This is a genomic window from Nostoc sp., assembly GCF_036919815.1.
Taxonomy (GTDB): domain Bacteria; phylum Cyanobacteriota; class Cyanobacteriia; order Cyanobacteriales; family Nostocaceae; genus Nostoc.
Genome location: NZ_JBALCE010000013.1, coordinates 22,446 through 42,121, shown reverse-complemented (window position 1 = coordinate 42,121; position 19,676 = coordinate 22,446). Strand labels below are relative to the sequence as shown.

Below are 19,676 nucleotides of genomic sequence, written 5' to 3'. Positions count from 1 at the left end.
GTTGCTACAGATTGATATTACACAAATAGTTGCGTAAACTCATATATTAAATCCACCCTGCCCTTACGTAACATGGCTGGATCTAATCTTTCAGTAGTGTTGCAAGTCATCAAGACAACTAACCGTTGCTGCATCTGAATACCAGAGTCATCAATTACACTTTGATACAAAGTGCCATCCAGCAAACTCAGAATGTGTTCGGTTTTGTTATTGTATTGCGCTACTTCGGAAGCACGATTTTGCGCTAGATTATCAGCTTCGTTAATAACGATACAAATACGCTCTATGTAAGTTGGTGGGACAAAATTAGCGATCGCATCATGATCTAAAATAAAAATTACATACCCTAAAGGTAGAAGAATTTCTTTTGCTACTGCCTGTGTCCAGACTGTTTTACCTGTACCTGGTTGCCCATGTACAACAACCGCTAACTGGTTTTGATTAAGAATCGCTTGCTGTACAGAATCAGTAAAGTTTTGGATATCTGCGGGAAATGTGCGAATGGGAAATTGACTGTGAATTTTGCCTACACGACTTTGATATCCACTCAACATAACTGCTAAGTCGTAAGTGGCTTTGTTAATTAGTGGCGCGAGATTTTTCGCCATTAAAGTATATTGTCGTCGCCCGCGATCGTAGGGGTCAATTTGCAACCAAACGTCATATTTCGACCAGTAAGCATAAACAGTATTGAGAACGTCTAAGCGTTCCCAGCTAATAAATTTGTTTATAGGAAAATAAAAATCTCTTTCTGAGTAATACTGGGTAATAATATCGGGACTACCCAACACACCTAAAACTCGCAGTACAGTAATTTCTTGTAGTCGGTTAAGAACATAATCGATAGGAATGCTACTACGACTGACAAATTGGACGATGGGCGTTTCCGTACTCAAAATATCTTTGTAAAGATGATCTGGTGATTGAGGATCTGGCGTAATGTAATTCCAAAACTTTTCAACTTCGTAGCGCGTATTATCAGATACAACATTTAATAAGTTAGCCCACCAAGCATAATTATTTCGTCCCAAAACATCAGCAACATTACTCGCTAAATTAAAACTTTTTTGAGTTAATTCGCGGGAGTCATTAGCCAACAGTTGCCACAAAAACCCCCAGTCTAATTCTCGGTTAAACGGTCGCCAACCGCTAGCAAGCAAGCTTTGTCGGCTATTATTTGTAGGAGTGCCTTCATTGCTTCTAAAATAGTCAAAATCCATATTTTTTAGTTATGCAGCGTTAATCGAGTTATTTTGTGTGAAGTAGGAGATTTTGAAAAATTTTTCTCGTAAAATAAACTAACTGCGTACAAATGGTAATTTTATTTCCACCGTGCTGTACTTGCTACGAAGTTTTTTTAATCTAACTCATTTTTTATGTAATATACTATATTACAAAACAACTACCTGTGTCAAGTTTTTTGACAAAGCAATTGGTAAGTGGGAGTTTACTTTTGGCTATTGATGTACCTGCGCTAATTATCCATCTCTAGATGAAGAGTAATATCATGTCCGTGGAATTGCCCATAAGATAAAGCGCCTAAGCCCACTTTTGGCTGATATCAAAGTTACTCTCCCTACTGGCTTGGCTCGTAGTAAGGGACTTCTTAAAAAAAAATATCCAACTATTTATTGTGGGGTGGGCATCTTGTCCACTCCACAAGTAGTAGTAATTTATTTATAGGAAACCCCTAAAGACTTCAGCCCTGACTACGCGTCATTATCAAGTTGAGTATTTGCCATTAATTTCTATATAACCTTCTGAAAGATCGCAACCCCATACAGTTGCAGAAGCTTCGCCAATATTAAGGCTAACATGGATATTTACTTGATCTTTGGACATAATTTGCCGCAACTGTTGCAGATTTTCATCAGTTAAGGTATTAGGATAAACTTTCACATTATCAAAACTAATAACAACTCGTTCGGGATTTATCTGCTGTTCATTTTCACATTTGCCTATAGCCATAGCAACTCGTCCCCAATTCGGATCTGCTCCATAGACGGCGGTTTTTACTAATGGGGAATTGACAATTGCTTTAGCTACTGTTTTAGCTTGTGCATAGTTAATAGCTGAATCTACAGTTACCTCAATAATTTTGGTAGCACCTTCTGCATCTCGTGCAATTTTCAGCACCAATTCTTGTGCAACTTCTTGCAATGCACTAGCAAAATCTGGTTCGGAAACTTCACAGGCTATTCCATTAGCTAGAATCACGGCGGAGTCACTAGTAGAAGTGTCAGTATCTACACTCAAGCAGTTAAAGGTTTTATCTATAGTAGAGCGAAAAATAGTACGAAGGCTATTTGCACAAATTGCAGCGTCAGTAAAAAAGAAAGTTAGGAGGGTAGCCATATTAGGCTCAATCATGCCGACACCTTTGGCAATTCCTACCAGCTGGGCATTTCCTATTTGACGTGTAGCTACTTTCGGTACTGTATCGGTGGTCATAATAGCACGGGCTGCGGCATTAAAATCAGCATCAGTGAATTTTTTCCCCAATCCTAATAAACCTGCCCGGATTTTTTCAATCGGGTAACGTCTGCCAATTACACCTGTAGAAGCTATCACAATATTATGTGCAGCAATTCCAGTTTCAGTCGCAACTAATTGCAGAACCTCTTGGGCATCAGCGATGCCAACAGAACCATTAGCTACATTTGCATTCTTAGATATAACGACAATTCCTTGTGCTTGTGAATCTTTTAAGTTATCACGGCTAATAGTAACACTTGGCCCGGCAAAAAGACTTTGAGTGAAGACTCCATCAGCAACACAAGGAACCGATGATTTAATAAATACAAAATCATCAGTTGTATCTCGTATTCCTAAATTAGTAATAAATGCACTAAAACCTTGAGGTGCGGAAGATATAGTTAATGACATTTTTCTGGATTTAATAATTTGCTTTAATTATCTCATACCATTTCCAAAATTCTTTGTGACATAGGAATCGCTTCTAGGGACGTACAGATGTACTCTTCTAGCAACGTATCTGTACTAGAAATTTGATTAAATTTTAATATGAGCTAATATACAGCGTAGTGAATAACGGCCTTGAAATGGACTGAAATCTTTTCTCAGTAATCTAAAGATGACTTTCGCTATTAGCCTAGTAATTCATTACTAGGCGGTTCAAGTATTTTCGCAAGAGATTTATTATCCAAAGCGTTTAAGGAAGATAACTTAATCCGCCGACTTTCACGCGATAGTGGTACTAAAACTGGGGCTTGACTTTGAGCATTGCTTTCTTTAAAGCTTTCCACCACTTTAGATAGTTGTGCAATTGTCGATGCTTCAAATACGCTACGCAAAGGTAACTCCACACATAAGGTGTCGCGTACTCTAGAGACAAGCTGAGTTGCCAGTAATGAATGACCGCCTAATTCAAAGAAATTGTCATAAATTCCTACGCGCTTAAGTCCTAAAACCTCAGCAAAAATTTTCACCAGCACTTGTTCAACAGAAGTCCGAGGTGCAATGTAATTTTCAGGTAATTGGGGCTTGATTGCATCATGGAATGCTCTTAAGGCGCGGCGATTGACTTTACCATTCGCTGTTAAAGGTAAAGACTCCAATATTACAAAAGCTGATGGCATCATGTACTCAGGCAGTTTTTGTGCTATGTAAGTCTGTAACTGCGGCACTAACTTACGCGCTGCTTTGGCTTGTAAGGGATTATTGGCGTAAGATTGCCAGGGGCGAGAGTGAGTCGTGCTATATGGAATAATACTTCTCTTATCTAATCTATCTTGGCGGACAAAAACCACATCATAATGTCCTTCAATACTTGAATCTGACCAGCTAATATTAACTTTATAAGCTCCATTCAGCCCATAAAAATCTTCTGGTTCTACTCCAAAAACTTCGAGTTCTTGCAAAGCTTTACGTATTTGACCTACAGTTTTAAAACCTTCTACGTCTGATAGCCATTCTGCTGTTTTAACTGCTGATATTACCCGCGCATTAGGTACATTGATAATGCTTAATATTTCTGGTTGATTCTCAATTAATAACTGATGCACTGCTGAGAATGTGAGATTATCTTCAGCCCAGTTCAGCACTGAATAATTTTCAGGATTATTAACAGTTTCGCTACTAATCTCAAGAATCACATTGTAACGAAACTCAGTTAACTCATTGTGATATTTACCCCGCATCAGTTGAATTTTTACATGATTAATCTGCGGAAAGCGTTGCTTTATTGCGGTAAAAAAAGCTGGGTCAATGACTAACTCTGTCTCTTCAAATATTTGCATTTGTACCCGTTGCTGCAACTCTAACCGGGTAAGGGAAGCTTCAGCTTGATATAGTTGCACTGACGCATGGAAAGCTTGCAATAGTGGTAAACTACGCACATCTCCGATGAAGATAAAGCCACCCGGAGCAGTTGCTTGCACAGCACCTTCTAATACACGAATTAGATAATCAATAGTCGGAAAATATTGTACAACCGAGTTCAGAATGACTACATCAAAAGCTGCTGTTTCTATTTTCTCGAAGTCAGTAGCCATTTGCTGATATAGCGTTACCTGGGGCATTTCTGGCTTTTGTAACTGCTGCTGAATGTAGTCAAGTGAAACTGGGGAAAAGTCTGTTGCACAATATTTTGTGCAGTCAGGTGCAATCCTAAACAAAATCAAACCTGTTCCACAACCAATTTCTAATACTCGTTTAGGTTGCAAAGCCAAAATTTGCTCGACTTGGTTATCCACCCACTCACGCATCTGCTCTGCTGGAATAGGCTGATTTGTATAACTACTATTCCAGCCGACAATATTCAATTTTGGATCGGAATCAGCAGGTTGATTATAAGTTTCGTTATAGAGCATTTGCCATTGCAAAACTTGCTCATTCTGCAATTGGATTAATTGCATATTCTGCTGCTCACTGCTGTATTCGGTTTTTGGTACTACATAAGCTACTAGGCGTTTTTCTCCATTATCCTCACGACTTATTACTACAGTTTGCTGCACTGCTGGATGCTGACTTAGTACCGCTTCAATTTCTCCTAACTCAATGCGGTAGCCGCGAATTTTTACCTGCTCGTCGAGGCGACCTAAAAATTCAATGTTGCTATCTGCTCGATAGCGAACTAAATCACCTGTTTTATAAAGTCGTGCTTTTAGCTTATTAGTAAATAAATGCTCAATGAAGAATTCAGCAGTTAATTCAGGACGGTTTAAATAACCTCGCGCCAATCCATCACCACTTATATACAACTCTCCTGATACACCGATGGGTACTGGTTGCAAATGTTTATCTAGTATGTAAAGTTGCGTGTTAGCGATCGCACGACCAATCAGAGGTGCTAAATTATCTTTATTCTTAACATAAATCTGACCCGAAGTTGTTACAACTGTGTTCTCAGTTGGCCCATAATTGTTAACTAACTGGAAAGGATGGTCAGCTAAAGGATATTGATTTAGTCTATCGCCACCTGTGAGTAATATTCGTAAAGCTGCGTTTTTAGGAAAATCTAATAGTAGAATTTTCTCTGCTAAAGGAGTTGGTAACAAGGTAATTGTTATCGCTTTTGATATTAGCCAATCTCGTAGATGCTCAGGTATTTGCCTGATTTGATCATCTACAAAATAAATGCTTGCCCCAGCACTCAGATAAGGCCAAATTTCCCAGCCGCAAGCGTCAAAGCCAACTCCGCAAATCTGCGTTGCTCGGTCAATGGGTAAAATTTTAAACGCTTTTTGATGCCAAAAAAATAGATTTAACAATCCTCTATGTTCAATTTTAACCCCTTTAGGTTTTCCAGTTGATCCAGAAGTATAAATGACATAAGCAAGGGTATCTACTTTAGCTTGGCTGGTCAGATTATCTTCAAGTTCTTGATTAATAATTACCCAATCATTATCTAAACAGATTATTTGTGAATTATAGTTTTTCAGAGGTTCAAGCCATCGCTCATGAGTTAATAAAACTGAGACTTGAGCATCTTCAAGCATAAACTTTAAACGTTCAGATGGATAGCTCGGATCTAAAGGTACATAAGCTCCACCTGCTTTCAGAATGCCCAACATCCCGATTACCATATCAAAAGACCGTTCTACACAAAGTCCTACTAAAACTTCGGCTTCAACTCCTAATTTTTTGAGATAATGTGCAAGTTTGTTGCTGCGTATATTTAACTCTTTGTAGCTCAATTCATCATCGCCAAATACTAACGCAGTTGCATCACGATTCTGCTCTACAACGCTCTCAAATAACTGATGAATACACTTATCTTGAGGATAATCTAACTGAGTATTATTGTATTCCACTAATAAATTATGTAACTCAGGTTCGCTTAAAAGTGGTAATTGTGCAATTCGCTGTTCTGGATTTGCAACTATACCTGACAGTAATATTTGAAAGTGTCCTAGCATCCGCGTGATGGTAGCATCATCAAATAAATCAGTGCTGTAAATTACAAAACCACTAATGCCTTCTGAGCTATCTGCCCATAACCCATTTTTAACTTTTGGTTCCCACAAGTGCAACTCCAAATCAAAGCGCGTTGTTTCCGTTTCAAATGGTAGCGGACTTAAAGTTAAATTAGGTAACTCTAAGACTGACATCGGCGCATTTTGGAGCGCAAAAACAACTTGAAATAGCGGATTTTGATTCAAATTACGCTCTGGATGCAGTTCTTCTACCAGCTTTTCAAAAGGTAAATCTTGGTGAGCATAAGCTCCGAAAGCTACCTCTTTGACTCGATTCAATAATTCTCGAAAAGTTGGGTTTCCACTTAGTTGGGTACGCAATACTAAGCTATTGACAAAAAAACCAATTAATCCCTCAATTTCACTCCGGTTACGATTGGCAATAGGTGAACCAATAGTAATATCTTCTTGTTGTGTATAGCGGTAAAGTAAAATTTGGAATGCTGCTAGTAGGGTTATAAATAAAGTTACCCCTTCTTGCTGTCCGAGAGCTAAAAGTGCTTTGCTCAAACTTTTTGATAATTGCAGAGATTGCCTTGCACCTTGGTAACTTTGAGCAGCTAGTCTTGGTCTGTCGGTTGGCAGATTTAGCATCGAAATGCCGTCTAATTGCTTCTGCCAATAACCGAGTTGCTTTTCTAATACTTCCCCTTGCAACCATTGGCGTTGCCAGTATGCAAAGTCTGCATATTGGATTGTAAGTTCCGGTAGAGGAGAAAGCTGATTACTGGAAAAAGCTGTGTAAAGTGCTGCTATCTCTTGAATCAACACCCCAATAGACCAACCATCAGAGACAATGTGGTGCATAGTCAGCAGCAAGATGTATTGTGTCTCATCCAACCACAGCAGTTTTATTCGCAGCAACGAATCAGTTGATAAATTGAAAGGATGTTGCGCTTCTTGGGTAGTGAGTCGTCGTGCTTGTATTTCTCGTTCAGCTTGTGGCAGTTGCCGTAAATCTATTACTGGTAAAGTAATAGTTAGCGTCGGATTAATTACTTGAACTGGTTGCCCTTTTTGGATAACAACAGTGGTGCGTAAAGCTTCATGTCGTCGCACAATTTCGTTAAAAGTTTGCTCTAACGCGGCTTGATTCAACGAACCTATTAAATGTAGTGCTAGTGGAATGTTATAGAAAGGATTATTAGGGATTAATTGGTCAAGAAACCACAGCCGTTGTTGAGCAAAAGAGAGGGGAAGATTTCCTGACCGAGAAATAGGTACTAGAGGTCTAAAGCTGTGGTTATTAGTACGATTAGTTACTTCTAAAAATTCAATAATTTCTGCTTTACGCTCTTGAATTTCTGCACGCAGTTCTGCTGTAAGAGTTCCTTCAGGCGCGTTACAGCGAAACTTTTCACCATCGACAAAAACTTGAATATCTAAGCTGCGAAGATAAGATAAAAACTCAACCGTATTCAAAATTACACCCCTTCACAACTATTGTTATTTATTAGAAGGTAGCAGGCACTCAATGCAGCGATTTTAGATTGTTTAATAAGCTTTTTAACGTTTTGTAACTGGATAGTTAAACTTCATCTAAGTTGAGAAGCGTAGTTTTCGCCCTCACCCTAAATCCCTCTCCCAAATCTGGGAGAGGGACTTTGAAATTCTGGCTCCCCTTTTCTCCAAAATCTGGGAGAAGGGGCTGGGGGATGAGGGCAAATCCTTTTCATCAGGGAAGAACTACAGATTTCAAGATAGACGTGGTTTATTTGCGCCAAGCTGCACTGTTTATTACCTAACCCAGCATTTTTATCACACTTATAAGACTGTAGAAATCATTCTTGGGAATGAAACTTGGATGATTATAACTATGTTATGAAGCTTAAAGACAACGCAGTTAACAAGGTATCGCAAGGTTTAGGCTCATGATATTCATGCCTCATAATTTTCTGTTTATATGGCTGGTTCAACTGCTGTCCATTGGGGTAATTGGCGGGGGGGGCTACATTCTTTATGAGTGGTACGAAGGAGAACTTGTAGGAACATCTTACTTAGTGGCTGGGCTAGTAATGGTTCTGTGGTCTATTGGGGGTCGTTTTATCAGTTTGCCACTGTTGCGCCGTCCTGGAGCCGATGAACCTAAGTTTATGCGTAGCAAAACCGTGGAGCGTTTGACGCGTCCAGATGGGAGCGTTTTGCAAGTAGAGTTTTTTGGCCCTGAAGATGGTCAACCGATTATCCTTTCACACGGTTGGGGACCCAACAGTACTGTATGGTATTATGCCAAGAAACAACTGAGCGATCGCTTCCGAGTAATTGTTTGGGATCTACCAGGGCTAGGAAAATCCACTAAACCGAAAAACAACGATCACTCTATAGAAAAATATGCCCGTGATTTGGAAGCTGTGGTTGCGTTGGTAACAGCCACTCCTAAAGGGAGTATTGCAGAAAATAAACCTGTTATTCTGGTAGGACACAGCATGGGTGGAATGATTAACCTGACATTCTGTCGCCTGTTTCCAGAGCAATTAGGAAGTCGGGTGGCTGGCTTAATTCTTGTAGATACTACCTATACCAATCCGGTGAAAACTTGTATCTTTAGCAATCTGGTGCGTAAGTTGCAAAAACCGCTACTCGAACCTGTGTTGTACCTGACTACCGTGTTGTGGCCGATTTTTTGGTTGATGACTTGGCTCTCGTATTTGAACGGTTCACTGTACATCACCGTCGAACTATCTGGATTTACGGGTAGTGAAACACGGGGTCAACTAAGTTTTGCCGGTCTATTATCAGCATTGGGTTCGCCTGGGGTTCTGGCGCGTGGCACACTGGCAATGTTCAACTTTGATGAAACAGAAACACTTGCAAATATTAACGTACCTGTGTTGGTTGTTTGCGGCAATTCAGATATAGCAACTAAACCTGTTGCCAGCGATCGCATGAAAGCAGAATTGCCTTATTCTCAAAGAGTCACCCTAAAACCAGGTGGACACATGGCATTAATGGAACAAAATCAGCAGTTTGCCGAAGCAGTCAGCACCTTTTCTGCTAGCTGCTCATAACTGCCTGAATCCCACATTTAGGAACGTGGATTAAATAAAATGCAAAACTTCATTCTGTCTCTAGCTTCCCTCTCCAATATATCGGAGAGGGATTGAGGGTGAGGTAAGCCAGGGACATAAATTATATTTTATTTAATTCTTATTCCTTAGCATCCATCAAAAAATATTGCTCCAGCCTTGACGTTTCCGTATTTCGCGCAGTCTGTAGCAACTTCCGCCTTAAGAGTAAGAACTTCCGTCTTCAGGTTTGCGTGTTTCGCGCAGTCTGTAGCAACTTCCGCCTTAAGAGTAAGAACTTCCGCCTTCAGGTTTGCGTGTTTCGCGCAGTCTGTAGCAACTTCCGCCTTAAGAGTAAGAACTTCCGTCTTCAGGTTTCGGTGTTTCGCACAGTCTGTAGAAACTTCCGCCTTAAGAGTAAGAACTTCTGCCTTCAGGTTTCGGTATTTCGCACAGTCTGTAGAAACTTCCGCCTTCGGTGTAAGAATTTCCGCCTTTTCTGTAGCAACTTCTGCTTTAACCCTAGTTTTGCAGTTTATTTAATCTGCATTCTTTACTACCTTTTGATTAGTTCCAAAGTAGAGGTCGCTTAATTCTTCCAAAGAAACATCGGTCTGCGATTCTGGATTACGGAAGTAGGGATGGATGGGAAGGAGTTCAGCGCGATCGCGGGTTTTGCCTGAAGACAGAATTTGCTCAAGCAAACTCAAGTAGTTTTCAGCAGTAGATTCCCAAGTGTAGGTCTTAAGCACCCGTTGCTGACCAGCTTGGGCAAAATACTCCCACTCATCAGCATTGCATAACAACCGCTCCAAGCCCCGCGCAATATCAGCAGAATCTTCTGGATCAACGAGTACGCCATATTCCTTATTTCCCTGTCGGAAGCTCTCACTAGGGCCGCCGTTTTTGGTTGCTACCACTGGTAAACCTGCTACTGCCGCTTCTAAGGGAGCAAGCCCAAAGGGTTCGTAGAGTGCAGTTAGTGCGAACACCGAGCGGCGTTTAACCATAAACCGATAGGCTGCTGCCAGTGACTCTTGAGACTGATCCGACAAGCCAAATGCACTGATCTTGCCCCACAAGTCGTTTTCTTTAACGACCTCCCGAATGGGGGCTAATACCTCTTCAGTAATATCGTCGCTAGCCTCTTCTCGTAAAGGATCGTCCAGCCCCCCTGTAAGTAGCACCAAGTTAGCTCGTTCCTGAAGTGTTGGACTGATTGCGAAGGCTTGCACCAGCCCTAATATGTTTTTTTTCAGCTCTAATCGACTGGATGCTATAATAACGGGCAAATCTCGACGTGGTTCTGCAATGTCGCGTGCCAATCGTTCCTGAACGAGTTCGTAGGTAGCCTCCTCGTTTTCCGAACGCGCCTTTGCACCGAAAATCGAGAAATTTGCTCCCGGTGGAATCACTGCAAAACAGTTGTCATTCTCCACATCCACCGCACCACCATAGACGCGATGAGAGTACTGTTCAAAGCGTTCCTGCCGTGTACTGGTGATATTAACAGCCGAGCGATTCATACTTAGGCGTTCGGCTAAGATACGATATCTGAAATTAAATTGCTCGTCTATTTCTGTGAGATTTTCTGGGGTGATTTCCAGTTTATCCATCTTTTGAGCGCCGAGAGAATGAGCAGTAAAGCTAAAAGGTATGCCTGTCTGGTCTTCAATTAGAACGCCACATAGTCCCCCATCGGCGTAGTGGGCAGTCATTGCATCGGGTAAGCTACCTTCTTGTTGATAAAATTTCAAGATGTTGGGTACCCAATCACTAACCAGATGAGGCCATAACAACTCTTTAGAGATAAATTCTTTTGACCCAGCTGGTAAGCGAATAATGCGGACGTTATCGACCCCTGGATAAGTGTCAATCGCTTCGGCAAACTCTGGCCACTCCGGGTCAATGATTTGACGGGTGAGAATATCAACTTTATGACCCATTTGAGCGATCGCTATGGCAACTTGCTTAACATAGATTAGCTGACCCCCAAAATCTGGGTGTTTCGTTATGTGACTATTGGCTGAATCAAAATTGCCTTGAGGGTTAAGAAATCCAATGTGCATCGCCCACTTCCTAATACAGGTTGATTTCTACTAGAGATTTTTGCCTGAAGACGGCAGCAGAACACCTTAGTAAGCTTGTTAAAAACTCCCAAGACTGAAAAACGCAGGCAGCGAGGCTGTACATAAATGCCATCAAAAAGCAAGTCAAAGGGCTTTTATTTATTCCCTTTAACTTAAACCCAGCCAATTCGCGCATTTTCCTAATGCTTAAGTTAATCGTTACTGCGGCGATCGCACATATACCGGATGGCATAAATGGTATGATGATTCCCTGACTCAGGGGTTTCTCAAAATTCCACTTCTTCTCGCTGAATTCCTGTAGTTTCAGTCTTATCCACACCTTTTGTCGCCCAACACATTGTTTCAATGTACTTAGTAAGTTGTTCTACAGTCGGTGCTTCAAACAAATTGCGTACAGGTAAATCTATTTGGAAGGTATCCCGGATGCGGGAAGTTAGCTGAGTCGCTAGTAGAGAATGACCGCCCAATTCAAAGAAATTGTCGTGGATGCCTACTTGCTCTTTTCCCAAGACTTTAGCCCAAATTTGGGCAAGTAACTCTTCGACTTGCGATCGCGGTGCCACATAATCTTGATTATTGAAAGTAATTGTATCAGGTGTGGGTAAACCACGGTGATCCACTTTGCCATTTGGTGTTAAAGGTAGACATTCCAGTAACATATATGCTCTTGGTATCATGTATTCCGGTAACTTTTCTTTAAGAAATTGACGAAGTAAGGACGCAAAGCTTTGCACGTCTTGCGTCGGCATCTGTTCCAGGTTGGGAACAATATAAGCCACCAAGTACTTATCATCAGGTACATCCTCAGCAGCAATAACAACAGTTTCTCTCACTGCTAGATGTTGACTCAATACCGCTTCAATCTCTGACAACTCAATGCGGAAGCCGCGAATCTTTATTTGATTGTCAATGCGGCCTAAAAATTCAATATTGCCATCTGGTAAATAGCGACCTAAATCACCCGTTTTATAAAGACGTATTCTTGGTTTATTATTAAAAGAATGAGTAATAAAATGTTCCGCAGTTAATTCAGTGCGATTGAGATATTCTCGTGCCAGTCCCTCACCACAAATATATAATTCGCCAGTAACGCCAATAGGCACTAGTTGTAAATGGGTATCTAATATATAGATTTGCGTATTTGTAATCGGACGACCAATAGGAAAAGATGTGCTTAATTCTGGTAACTCTTCCACGTAATAATAAGAAGAAAATGTTGTATTTTCTGTAGGCCCGTAAACATGAATTAAATGCTTTGGCACACCATGTTTGAGAATCTTTTTAATCCATCTTGTATTAACAGTCTCGCCACCAAATAGTAAATATTTCAAGGTCGCAAAAGCTTGCGGAACATCTCTAGCAATCTGTTGAAACAAGGCGGTAGTCAAAAACAGAACGCTGATACCTTTTTCTCGTAGTTGTAAGGCAAATTCGTGAGGATAAAGGGTGACATCTTTACTAATTCCCACAAGTTGAGCGCCGTTAAGTAGCGCTCCCCAAATCTCGAATGTCGCTGCATCAAAAGAAGCGTTTGAGGCTTGAGCGATTTTATCGGATGGTGACAATTTTATATAATTAGTATTGCACACTAACCGATTTACAGCTTTGTGAGGTATAGCTACTCCCTTGGGTTTTCCTGTAGAACCAGAGGTGTAAATAATATATGCTAAATTATCACTATTTAAATCGCTTTTGGGATTCTCTTCCTTTTCTTGGGTAATAATTTCCCAGTCTTTATCTATAGAAACAATTGGATTTGAGAAACCTTCAAAATGCTTAAGCAAGTTTTCTTGTGTCAATAATACTGAAACTTGTGCATCTTCAAGCATAAAATTCAGGCGTTCTTGAGGATAACTGGGGTCTAATGGAAGATACGCTCCCCCTGCTTTCAGAATGCCCAACAAGCCGATGATCATTTCTATAGACTGTGAAATACAAATGCCCACTAAAACTTCTGAACCTACTCCGATTTTTTGTAAGTGTTGTGCTAGTTTATTGCTGCGAATATTCAACTCTTGATAAGTCAGTTGCTCATTAGCAAAGTTTACTGCTATAAAATTAGGATCCTGCTGTACCTTTTGTTCAAACAATTGATGGATACACTTATCTTGAGAATAATCCGCTTGAGTATGATTCCATTCTACCAATACCTGATGTAGCTCCACTTCACTTAATAACGGTAAACTTGCAATTCGTTGTTCGGGATTTGTAACAATGGCTGACAGCAAAGTTTTAAAATGTTCCAGCATCCGGTTGATGGTCGCTTTCTCAAACAAATCTGTGTTGTAAACCATTACGCCCCGGAGACCTTCAGAATACTCCCAGTTTCCACCCACTAAGCTTCTAAAATCCTCAGAACACTTCCACAGATGCAGTTCCAAATCAAAACGCGTTTTTTTCAAGTCAATATTCATAAAGCTAGGTACTAATCCAGGCAGTTCTAGCGCTGACATTGGCGCATTCTGGAAACCAAACACCACTTGAAATAGCGGATGGTAGCTCAAATTCCGCTCTGGATGCAGTTCTTCAACTAACTTTTCAAATGGCAAATCTTGATGGCTGTATGCTCCTAACGTTACCTCTCGAACTCTGCCTAGTAGTTCCCGAAAAGTGGGGTTTCCAGATAAGTTGCTACGTAGCACCAAACTATTGACAAAAAAACCAATTATTCCTTCAATTTGGCTGTGGTTACGGTTAGCAATTGGCGAACCTAGCGCAATATCTTCTTGGTGTGTGTAACGGTAAAGTAATGTTTTAAATGCTGCCAGCAGCGCCATAAATAAAGTGACACCTTCTTGCTGTGATAGCTTTTCTAGTGCATCAATTAGCTTGAGCGGTAACTCTAGAAATTGTGTTGCTCCTTGATAGCTTTGTATAGCTGGTCTTGGTTTGTCAGTAGGCAAATGCAGTATGGAAATAGCGTTTAATTGCTCCCGCCAGTAAGCTAATTGGGTTTGGAGTACTTCTCCTTGCAGCCACTCGCGCTGCCAGTGAGCAAAATCGGCGTACTGAAGAGGCAGTTCTAATAGAGGCGAAAGCTGGTTTTGTGCAAAAGCTGCGTACAGCGTTCCCAGTTCCCGAATCAGTACCCCCATAGACCAATCATCACAGATAATGTGGTGCATATTCAGTAATAGAATATGTTCTGTCTCAGAAAGGACAAGTAGCTTCACTCGCAACAATGGCCCGGAGGATAAATCGAAGGGATGTTCTATCTCTGCGGTTACAATGCACTTTATTTTAACCTCTTGTTCATCAGCTGATAATTGCTGGAGGTCTAAAACAGAAAGAGGTATTGTTAAGCTGGATGCGTTAGCCCTTGGCGGCTCCTCAAGGAGCATCGCGCAGCTCTCCGCAGGAATCGCCTGTAGGGGTAGCCCATCCGACACAATAAATGTAGTGCGTAAGGTTTCATGGCGACGCACAATTTCGTTAAAAGTCTGTTCTAGTGCGGCTAACTTCAGCGAACCTGTCAAGCGAATTACTGTCGGCACATTGTAGATAGCATTACCAGGGATCAACTGGTCGAGAAACCATAATCGCTGTTGAGCAAAAGATGCTGGAAAGACAAAGACTTCTTCAGAAGACATATAGCGTTTCCTAATAATCACATAAGGTACATCATAGCCACCTTCTCGCTTGCTCTTAGTGGGTTGGGGGTGGGGTTCTTGTATCTCACAAAGACCGAGAACCGCTATATTGATCCTTATTTTAAAGTTTGCGCTTTCTCAATACAGGCTCTTAGCTGTGCGGCGAGAACTTGGATATGGGGTTTTCTCAGCATAGTTAGGTGATTCCCAGGAATATGATGAATTTCCGTTCCTCCCACAATTAGCTGATCCCAACCCATACTCGCATCTTCGTTGGCAATGCTTGATTGAACCTTTGTTCTGAAAAGATTAATTCCTTTAGGGTAAGCTTGCGGAACGTAGTTGAGAACTGCTTGGCTATTAGCATAGAAAACACGAAGCATTGGACGAATTGCTAACTCGCTTAAAAGTCTTAACTTGGATTCTTCAGATATAACGTTAACTGTGGCATCCTCTTTGAGGATACTGTGAATTCGATTCTTGGCGATCGCAATAATTAGATAAAAATAATCGAGGAAAAAAGGCCATATATATCGTGCCACTGTAGTCAGCATAAACTTAAAACCATTAGCCAAAGAAGGTACACTGCCCGGAATTGGTGCTAAAGTATCAAGCACAGCAAGTAGAGCCACTTCTTCGCCAGACTTTTGGAGTTGTTGAGCCATTTCAAAAGCAACCCAACCTCCAAAAGACCAACCTCCTAAAAAATAAGGGCCTTTCGGCTGCACTCTCCGCAATGCTTCAATATAGTGGGTAGCCATATCCTCAATATTAGTTAGTGGACAACTTTTTCCGTCAAGTCCAATAGGTTGTAGCCCATAAAATGGTTGATTTTTCCCCAATTGATTAGCTAATTCGTAATAAGGAAAGACAACACCAAAAATGGGATGGACGCAGAAGAAAGCTGGATTTGAACCAGCAGGCTGAATTGGAACCAAGGGCGACCACGGGAGAGAATCTCTTTCTGAGGATAGAGAAGTTGCTAAACTTTCAATTGTTGGATTTAAAAATAAGCTAGATAGCGGCAATTCGTACTCAAACTGCTTGTTTATCTGCTTCAACAGACGTACAGTTAACAGCGAATCTCCGCCCAAGTCAAAGAAGTTATCGTGAATACCCACACGCTCAACATTAAGGACTTCAGCCCAAATTTTTGCCAAGGTTAACTCAGTTGGAGTCTGAGGAGCAATAAATGCTTTATCTATTGAGCGGCTAGCCAGACTATCAAGTTCTGTTAGCGCCCAACGATCCACTTTGCCACTAGTTGTTAGCGGCAGAGAATCCAGCATTAAAAAAGCTTTTGGCATCATGTATTCTGGTAATTTTTCTTTTAAGAATTTACGTAGTAGAGACGCTAAATTTAGCATCTCTACATTCAGAACAATATAAGCGAGCAAGTACTTATCACCAGATACGTTCTCTTTAGCAATTACTACTGCTTTTTGGACACTTTCATGCTGACTCAGCACTGTTTCAATTTCTGACAAGTCAATGCGGAATCCCCGAATTTTTACTTGATTATCGATCCGCCCTAAAAATTCAATATTACCATCTGGTCGATACCGAGTTAAATCACCCGTCTTGTAAAGTCGCGCTCCCTTTTGATGATTAAAAGGATTGGGAATAAAGTTTTCAGTAGTTAATTCTGGACGGTTAATATAGCCTTGTGCCAATCCTTCACCACATATATATAATTCGCCAGTAATTCCAATTGGTAAAGGTTGTAAATACTTATCTAATATATAAATTTGAGTGTTAGCAATAGGGCGACCAATGGGCGGTTTTTCGCTCAGAGAACTAATCTCGGCAACGGTTGACCAAACTGTTGCTTCTGTAAGACCGTAAGCGTTAAAAAACCTCCGGCTAGAACTCCACCAACGTTTTACAATATCATCGTTGCAAGATTCCCCGGCACAAATAATAGTTTGCAATGCCGGAAGTGATTCTGTAGGTAGGACTGCTAAAACTGCTGGCGGAAGGGTGACGTGAGTAATAGCTTTTTCGCGCAATAATTGCAGCAAAGCTTGTCCGGGTAGAAGGGATTCTTTGTTTGCTAAATAAAGAGTTGCTCCTGTTTGCAGTGCCATGACAATCTCAAAAATTGAGGCATCAAAACTTAATGATGCGAATTGCAGAATGCGGTTATTCGGTTGTAAGTTGAAAACCTCAATCTGAGCTTTTGCTAAGTTGGACAATCCTCGATGCTGGAGCAAAACGCCTTTAGGTTTTCCTGTTGAGCCAGAGGTGTAGATAACATAAGCTAGGCTATCAAATGTTACGCAGATGGTTGGGTTTTCTTGGCTGTGTTGTGTAATAGTTGCCCAATCTTCATCTATGCAAACTACAGACAAGAGATCCCCCCAACCCACGCCAGTCGCTCTACTTGGGGAGACCCCAGACGCTCTCTTACGAGACGCTAAAAGCGTAGCTTGCTTCTCTGTAAGAGTACGATGACTCGCTACCGCTTCTCTACGAGACGCTGCGCGAACGCTATCGCTTTTAGCGTCTCCCCAACTCTTGGAGACGCTCCTTGGCGTTGGGAGAAGACCGCGCTGGCTCCCCTTAAAAAGGGGGGCTAAAGAGAAATGTGTGAGCAAGACTGAAACTTGTGCATCTTCTAGCATGAAGTTAAGACGCTCTTGAGGTAGGCTCGGATCTAAAGGTAGGTATGCTCCACCTGCTTTGAAAATGCCTAATAGTGCGATAATCATCTCTAGCGATCGCTCTACACAAACACCAACTAAAGATTCATTTTCTACACCTATTTTTTTAAGATAATCTGCAAGTTGGTTGCTGCGTATATTTAACTCTTTGTAGCTGAGTTGTTCATCACCAAATATTAGCGCGATCGCATCGGGAGTTTTTTCCACCTGCGCTTCAAATAACTGATGAAAACACTTATTCTCTGAGTACTCTCTTTTAGTGTCATTCCAATCAATTAATAACTCTTGTCGTTCTTCTTCAGTCAGCAAAGACAAATCTGAAAGACGCTGTTCTGGATTGCCAACAATGCTTTCTAGCAGCGTTTGGAAATGTCCTAGCATCCGGGTAATGGTTGTGTCATCAAATAAATCGGTGCTATAAACCATTTGTCCTTTCAAACTATCCAAATCCTGCCAAAGATGGAACTCTAAATCAAGCTTTGCGGTTTTGCTGTCAAACTCAAATACCGAAAGTGTTAACCCAGGTAACTCTAGCGTTTCGATGGGAGTGTTTTGGAGGCTAAATACAACCTGAAAAAAAGGATGATAGCTCAAATCTCGCTCTGGGTGCAGTTCCTCCACCAGCTTTTCAAAGGGCAAGTCCTGATGGCTGTATGCTCCTAAAGTTACTTCTCGGACTCGATTTAATAATTCTCGAAACGTCGGGTTCCCGGAGAAATCTGTACGTAGCACCAAGCTATTGACAAAAAAACCAATTAACCCTTCTAATTCGCTACGGTTACGATTAGCAATAGGTGAACCTACTGTAATATCCTCTTGTTGCGTGTAGCGATAGAGCAAAGTCTGAAACGCTGCAAGCATTGTCATGAACAAGGTAACGCCTTGTTGATAGCTAAGTGCCTCTAGCGCTTGAGTTAAGCAGTGTGGTAGCTCTAAAAATTGTTTTGCACCTCTGTAGGTAGGAACTGCTGGTCTGAGTCGGTCGGTGGGGAGATTCAGTACTGAAATCCCGTCTAATTGCTTTTGCCAATAAGCTAACTGCGTTTGTAAGGGCGAGATGCCTGCCCCCAATCCTTGCAGCCACTCCCGTTGCCATTCTGCGAAATCTGCATATTGAATGGGTAGTTCTGGCAGGGGCGTAGATAGGGAGTCGTGAGACAGCGCTGCGGGAGGGTTTCCCTCCACAGGCGACTGCGAACCCGATAGCGTAGCGTTAGCGAGTCTTCGAGCGTCAGGGCTTGTCGTCAGACATCGCTTATCCTCTGCAAAGGCTTTGTATAATATCCCCAGTTCTCTAATTAGCACTCCTATTGACCAGCCATCGGCAACAATGTGATGTAGATTTAGCAGCAGCATATATTCTGCTTCATCTAGTTGTAGCAGCTTTACTCGCAGCAATGGCCCGGTGGTGAGATTGAAAGGATGTTGAGCCTCTGCGGTTACGATTTGCTGCATTTGTATGTCGCGTTCTTGGCTCTCGAAATTGCGTAAATCTATTAGGGGAAGAGGTATGCTTAAGCTGGGTTCGTTAGCGCCACTTTCCGCAGGAATCGCTTGCACTGGTTGCTGCTCTACGATCACAAACGTAGTGCGTAAGGTTTCGTGGCGACGTACAATTTCGTTGAATGTCTGCTTTAAGGCGGTGAAGTTGAGGGAACCTGTCAGCCGAAGTGCTGTTGACACGTTGTAAAATGGATTGCCCGGTGCTAACTGGTCGAGAAACCACAATCGCTGCTGGGCAAAAGAAGTCGGAAAAAGGAAAACCTCTGCTTCTTCAGGAAATTTAAGTTCTTGATCATCTGTGAAATTATTGAGAATATATTGGCTCATAAGTGAATGGCAAACACCACTAAAAGTCGCGTGATTGCGGCTTCAACCATCTCTGCCTGAA

8 protein-coding genes are annotated in these 19,676 nt (G+C 41.5%); 1 reads left to right on the top strand and 7 read right to left on the bottom strand.

Annotated elements, in window-relative coordinates:
* Positions 1-17 precede the first annotated feature (17 nt).
* The 3 genes from V7K15_RS04435 to V7K15_RS04425 all read right to left on the bottom strand — a co-directional run bounded on the left by V7K15_RS04435 (position 18) and on the right by V7K15_RS04425 (position 7,859).
* Positions 18-1,220: an AAA family ATPase gene (locus V7K15_RS04435; RefSeq protein ID WP_334903369.1), complete on the bottom strand. Its 1,203-nt coding sequence runs from the start codon at positions 1,218-1,220 to the stop codon at positions 18-20.
* A gap of 502 nt (positions 1,221-1,722) precedes the next feature.
* Complete coding sequence (gene argJ / locus V7K15_RS04430; RefSeq protein WP_334903367.1) at positions 1,723-2,886, bottom strand: bifunctional glutamate N-acetyltransferase/amino-acid acetyltransferase ArgJ; 1,164 nt, start codon at positions 2,884-2,886, stop codon at positions 1,723-1,725.
* 221 nt (positions 2,887-3,107) lie between these two features.
* Positions 3,108-7,859 carry an amino acid adenylation domain-containing protein gene (locus tag V7K15_RS04425; protein ID WP_334903366.1) on the bottom strand — a complete coding sequence of 1,584 codons (4,752 nt, stop codon included), beginning with the start codon at positions 7,857-7,859 and terminating at the stop codon, positions 3,108-3,110.
* 458 nt (positions 7,860-8,317) lie between these two features.
* Between V7K15_RS04425 and V7K15_RS04420 the strand changes: the two genes are divergently transcribed.
* Complete coding sequence (locus tag V7K15_RS04420) at positions 8,318-9,445, top strand: alpha/beta fold hydrolase (RefSeq protein ID WP_334903364.1); 1,128 nt, start codon at positions 8,318-8,320, stop codon at positions 9,443-9,445.
* Positions 9,446-9,981: 536 nt separating this feature from the next.
* Here V7K15_RS04420 and V7K15_RS04415 read toward each other — a convergent pair.
* From V7K15_RS04415 to V7K15_RS04400, 4 genes are all read right to left on the bottom strand, one after another.
* A complete protein-coding gene (locus V7K15_RS04415; protein WP_334903363.1) occupies positions 9,982-11,511 on the bottom strand; it encodes a glycosyltransferase in 1,530 nt (509 codons plus the stop codon).
* Between the two features lie 10 nt (positions 11,512-11,521).
* A complete protein-coding gene (locus V7K15_RS04410) occupies positions 11,522-11,764 on the bottom strand; it encodes a hypothetical protein (protein ID WP_334903361.1) in 243 nt (80 codons plus the stop codon).
* Positions 11,765-11,798: 34 nt separating this feature from the next.
* Positions 11,799-15,122: a non-ribosomal peptide synthetase gene (locus tag V7K15_RS04405; RefSeq protein WP_334903359.1), complete on the bottom strand. Its 3,324-nt coding sequence runs from the start codon at positions 15,120-15,122 to the stop codon at positions 11,799-11,801.
* 116 nt (positions 15,123-15,238) lie between these two features.
* Positions 15,239-19,615, bottom strand: coding sequence for a non-ribosomal peptide synthetase (locus tag V7K15_RS04400; RefSeq protein WP_334903357.1), 4,377 nt, complete (start codon positions 19,613-19,615; stop codon positions 15,239-15,241).
* Between the last annotated feature and the right edge of the window lie 61 nt (positions 19,616-19,676).

Excerpts from the sequence above, each read along its gene's own strand:
- V7K15_RS04435 (WP_334903369.1), bottom strand. The coding sequence starts at position 1,220 with ATGGATTTTGACTATTTTAGAAGCAATGAAGGCACTCCTACAAATAAT.
- argJ (WP_334903367.1), bottom strand. The coding sequence starts at position 2,886 with ATGTCATTAACTATATCTTCCGCACCTCAAGGTTTTAGTGCATTTATT.
- V7K15_RS04420 (WP_334903364.1), top strand. The coding sequence starts at position 8,318 with ATGCCTCATAATTTTCTGTTTATATGGCTGGTTCAACTGCTGTCCATT.
- V7K15_RS04415 (WP_334903363.1), bottom strand. The coding sequence starts at position 11,511 with ATGCACATTGGATTTCTTAACCCTCAAGGCAATTTTGATTCAGCCAAT.
- V7K15_RS04410 (WP_334903361.1), bottom strand. The coding sequence starts at position 11,764 with ATGCCATCCGGTATATGTGCGATCGCCGCAGTAACGATTAACTTAAGC.
- V7K15_RS04405 (WP_334903359.1), bottom strand. The coding sequence starts at position 15,122 with ATGTCTTCTGAAGAAGTCTTTGTCTTTCCAGCATCTTTTGCTCAACAG.
- V7K15_RS04400 (WP_334903357.1), bottom strand. The coding sequence starts at position 19,615 with ATGAGCCAATATATTCTCAATAATTTCACAGATGATCAAGAACTTAAA.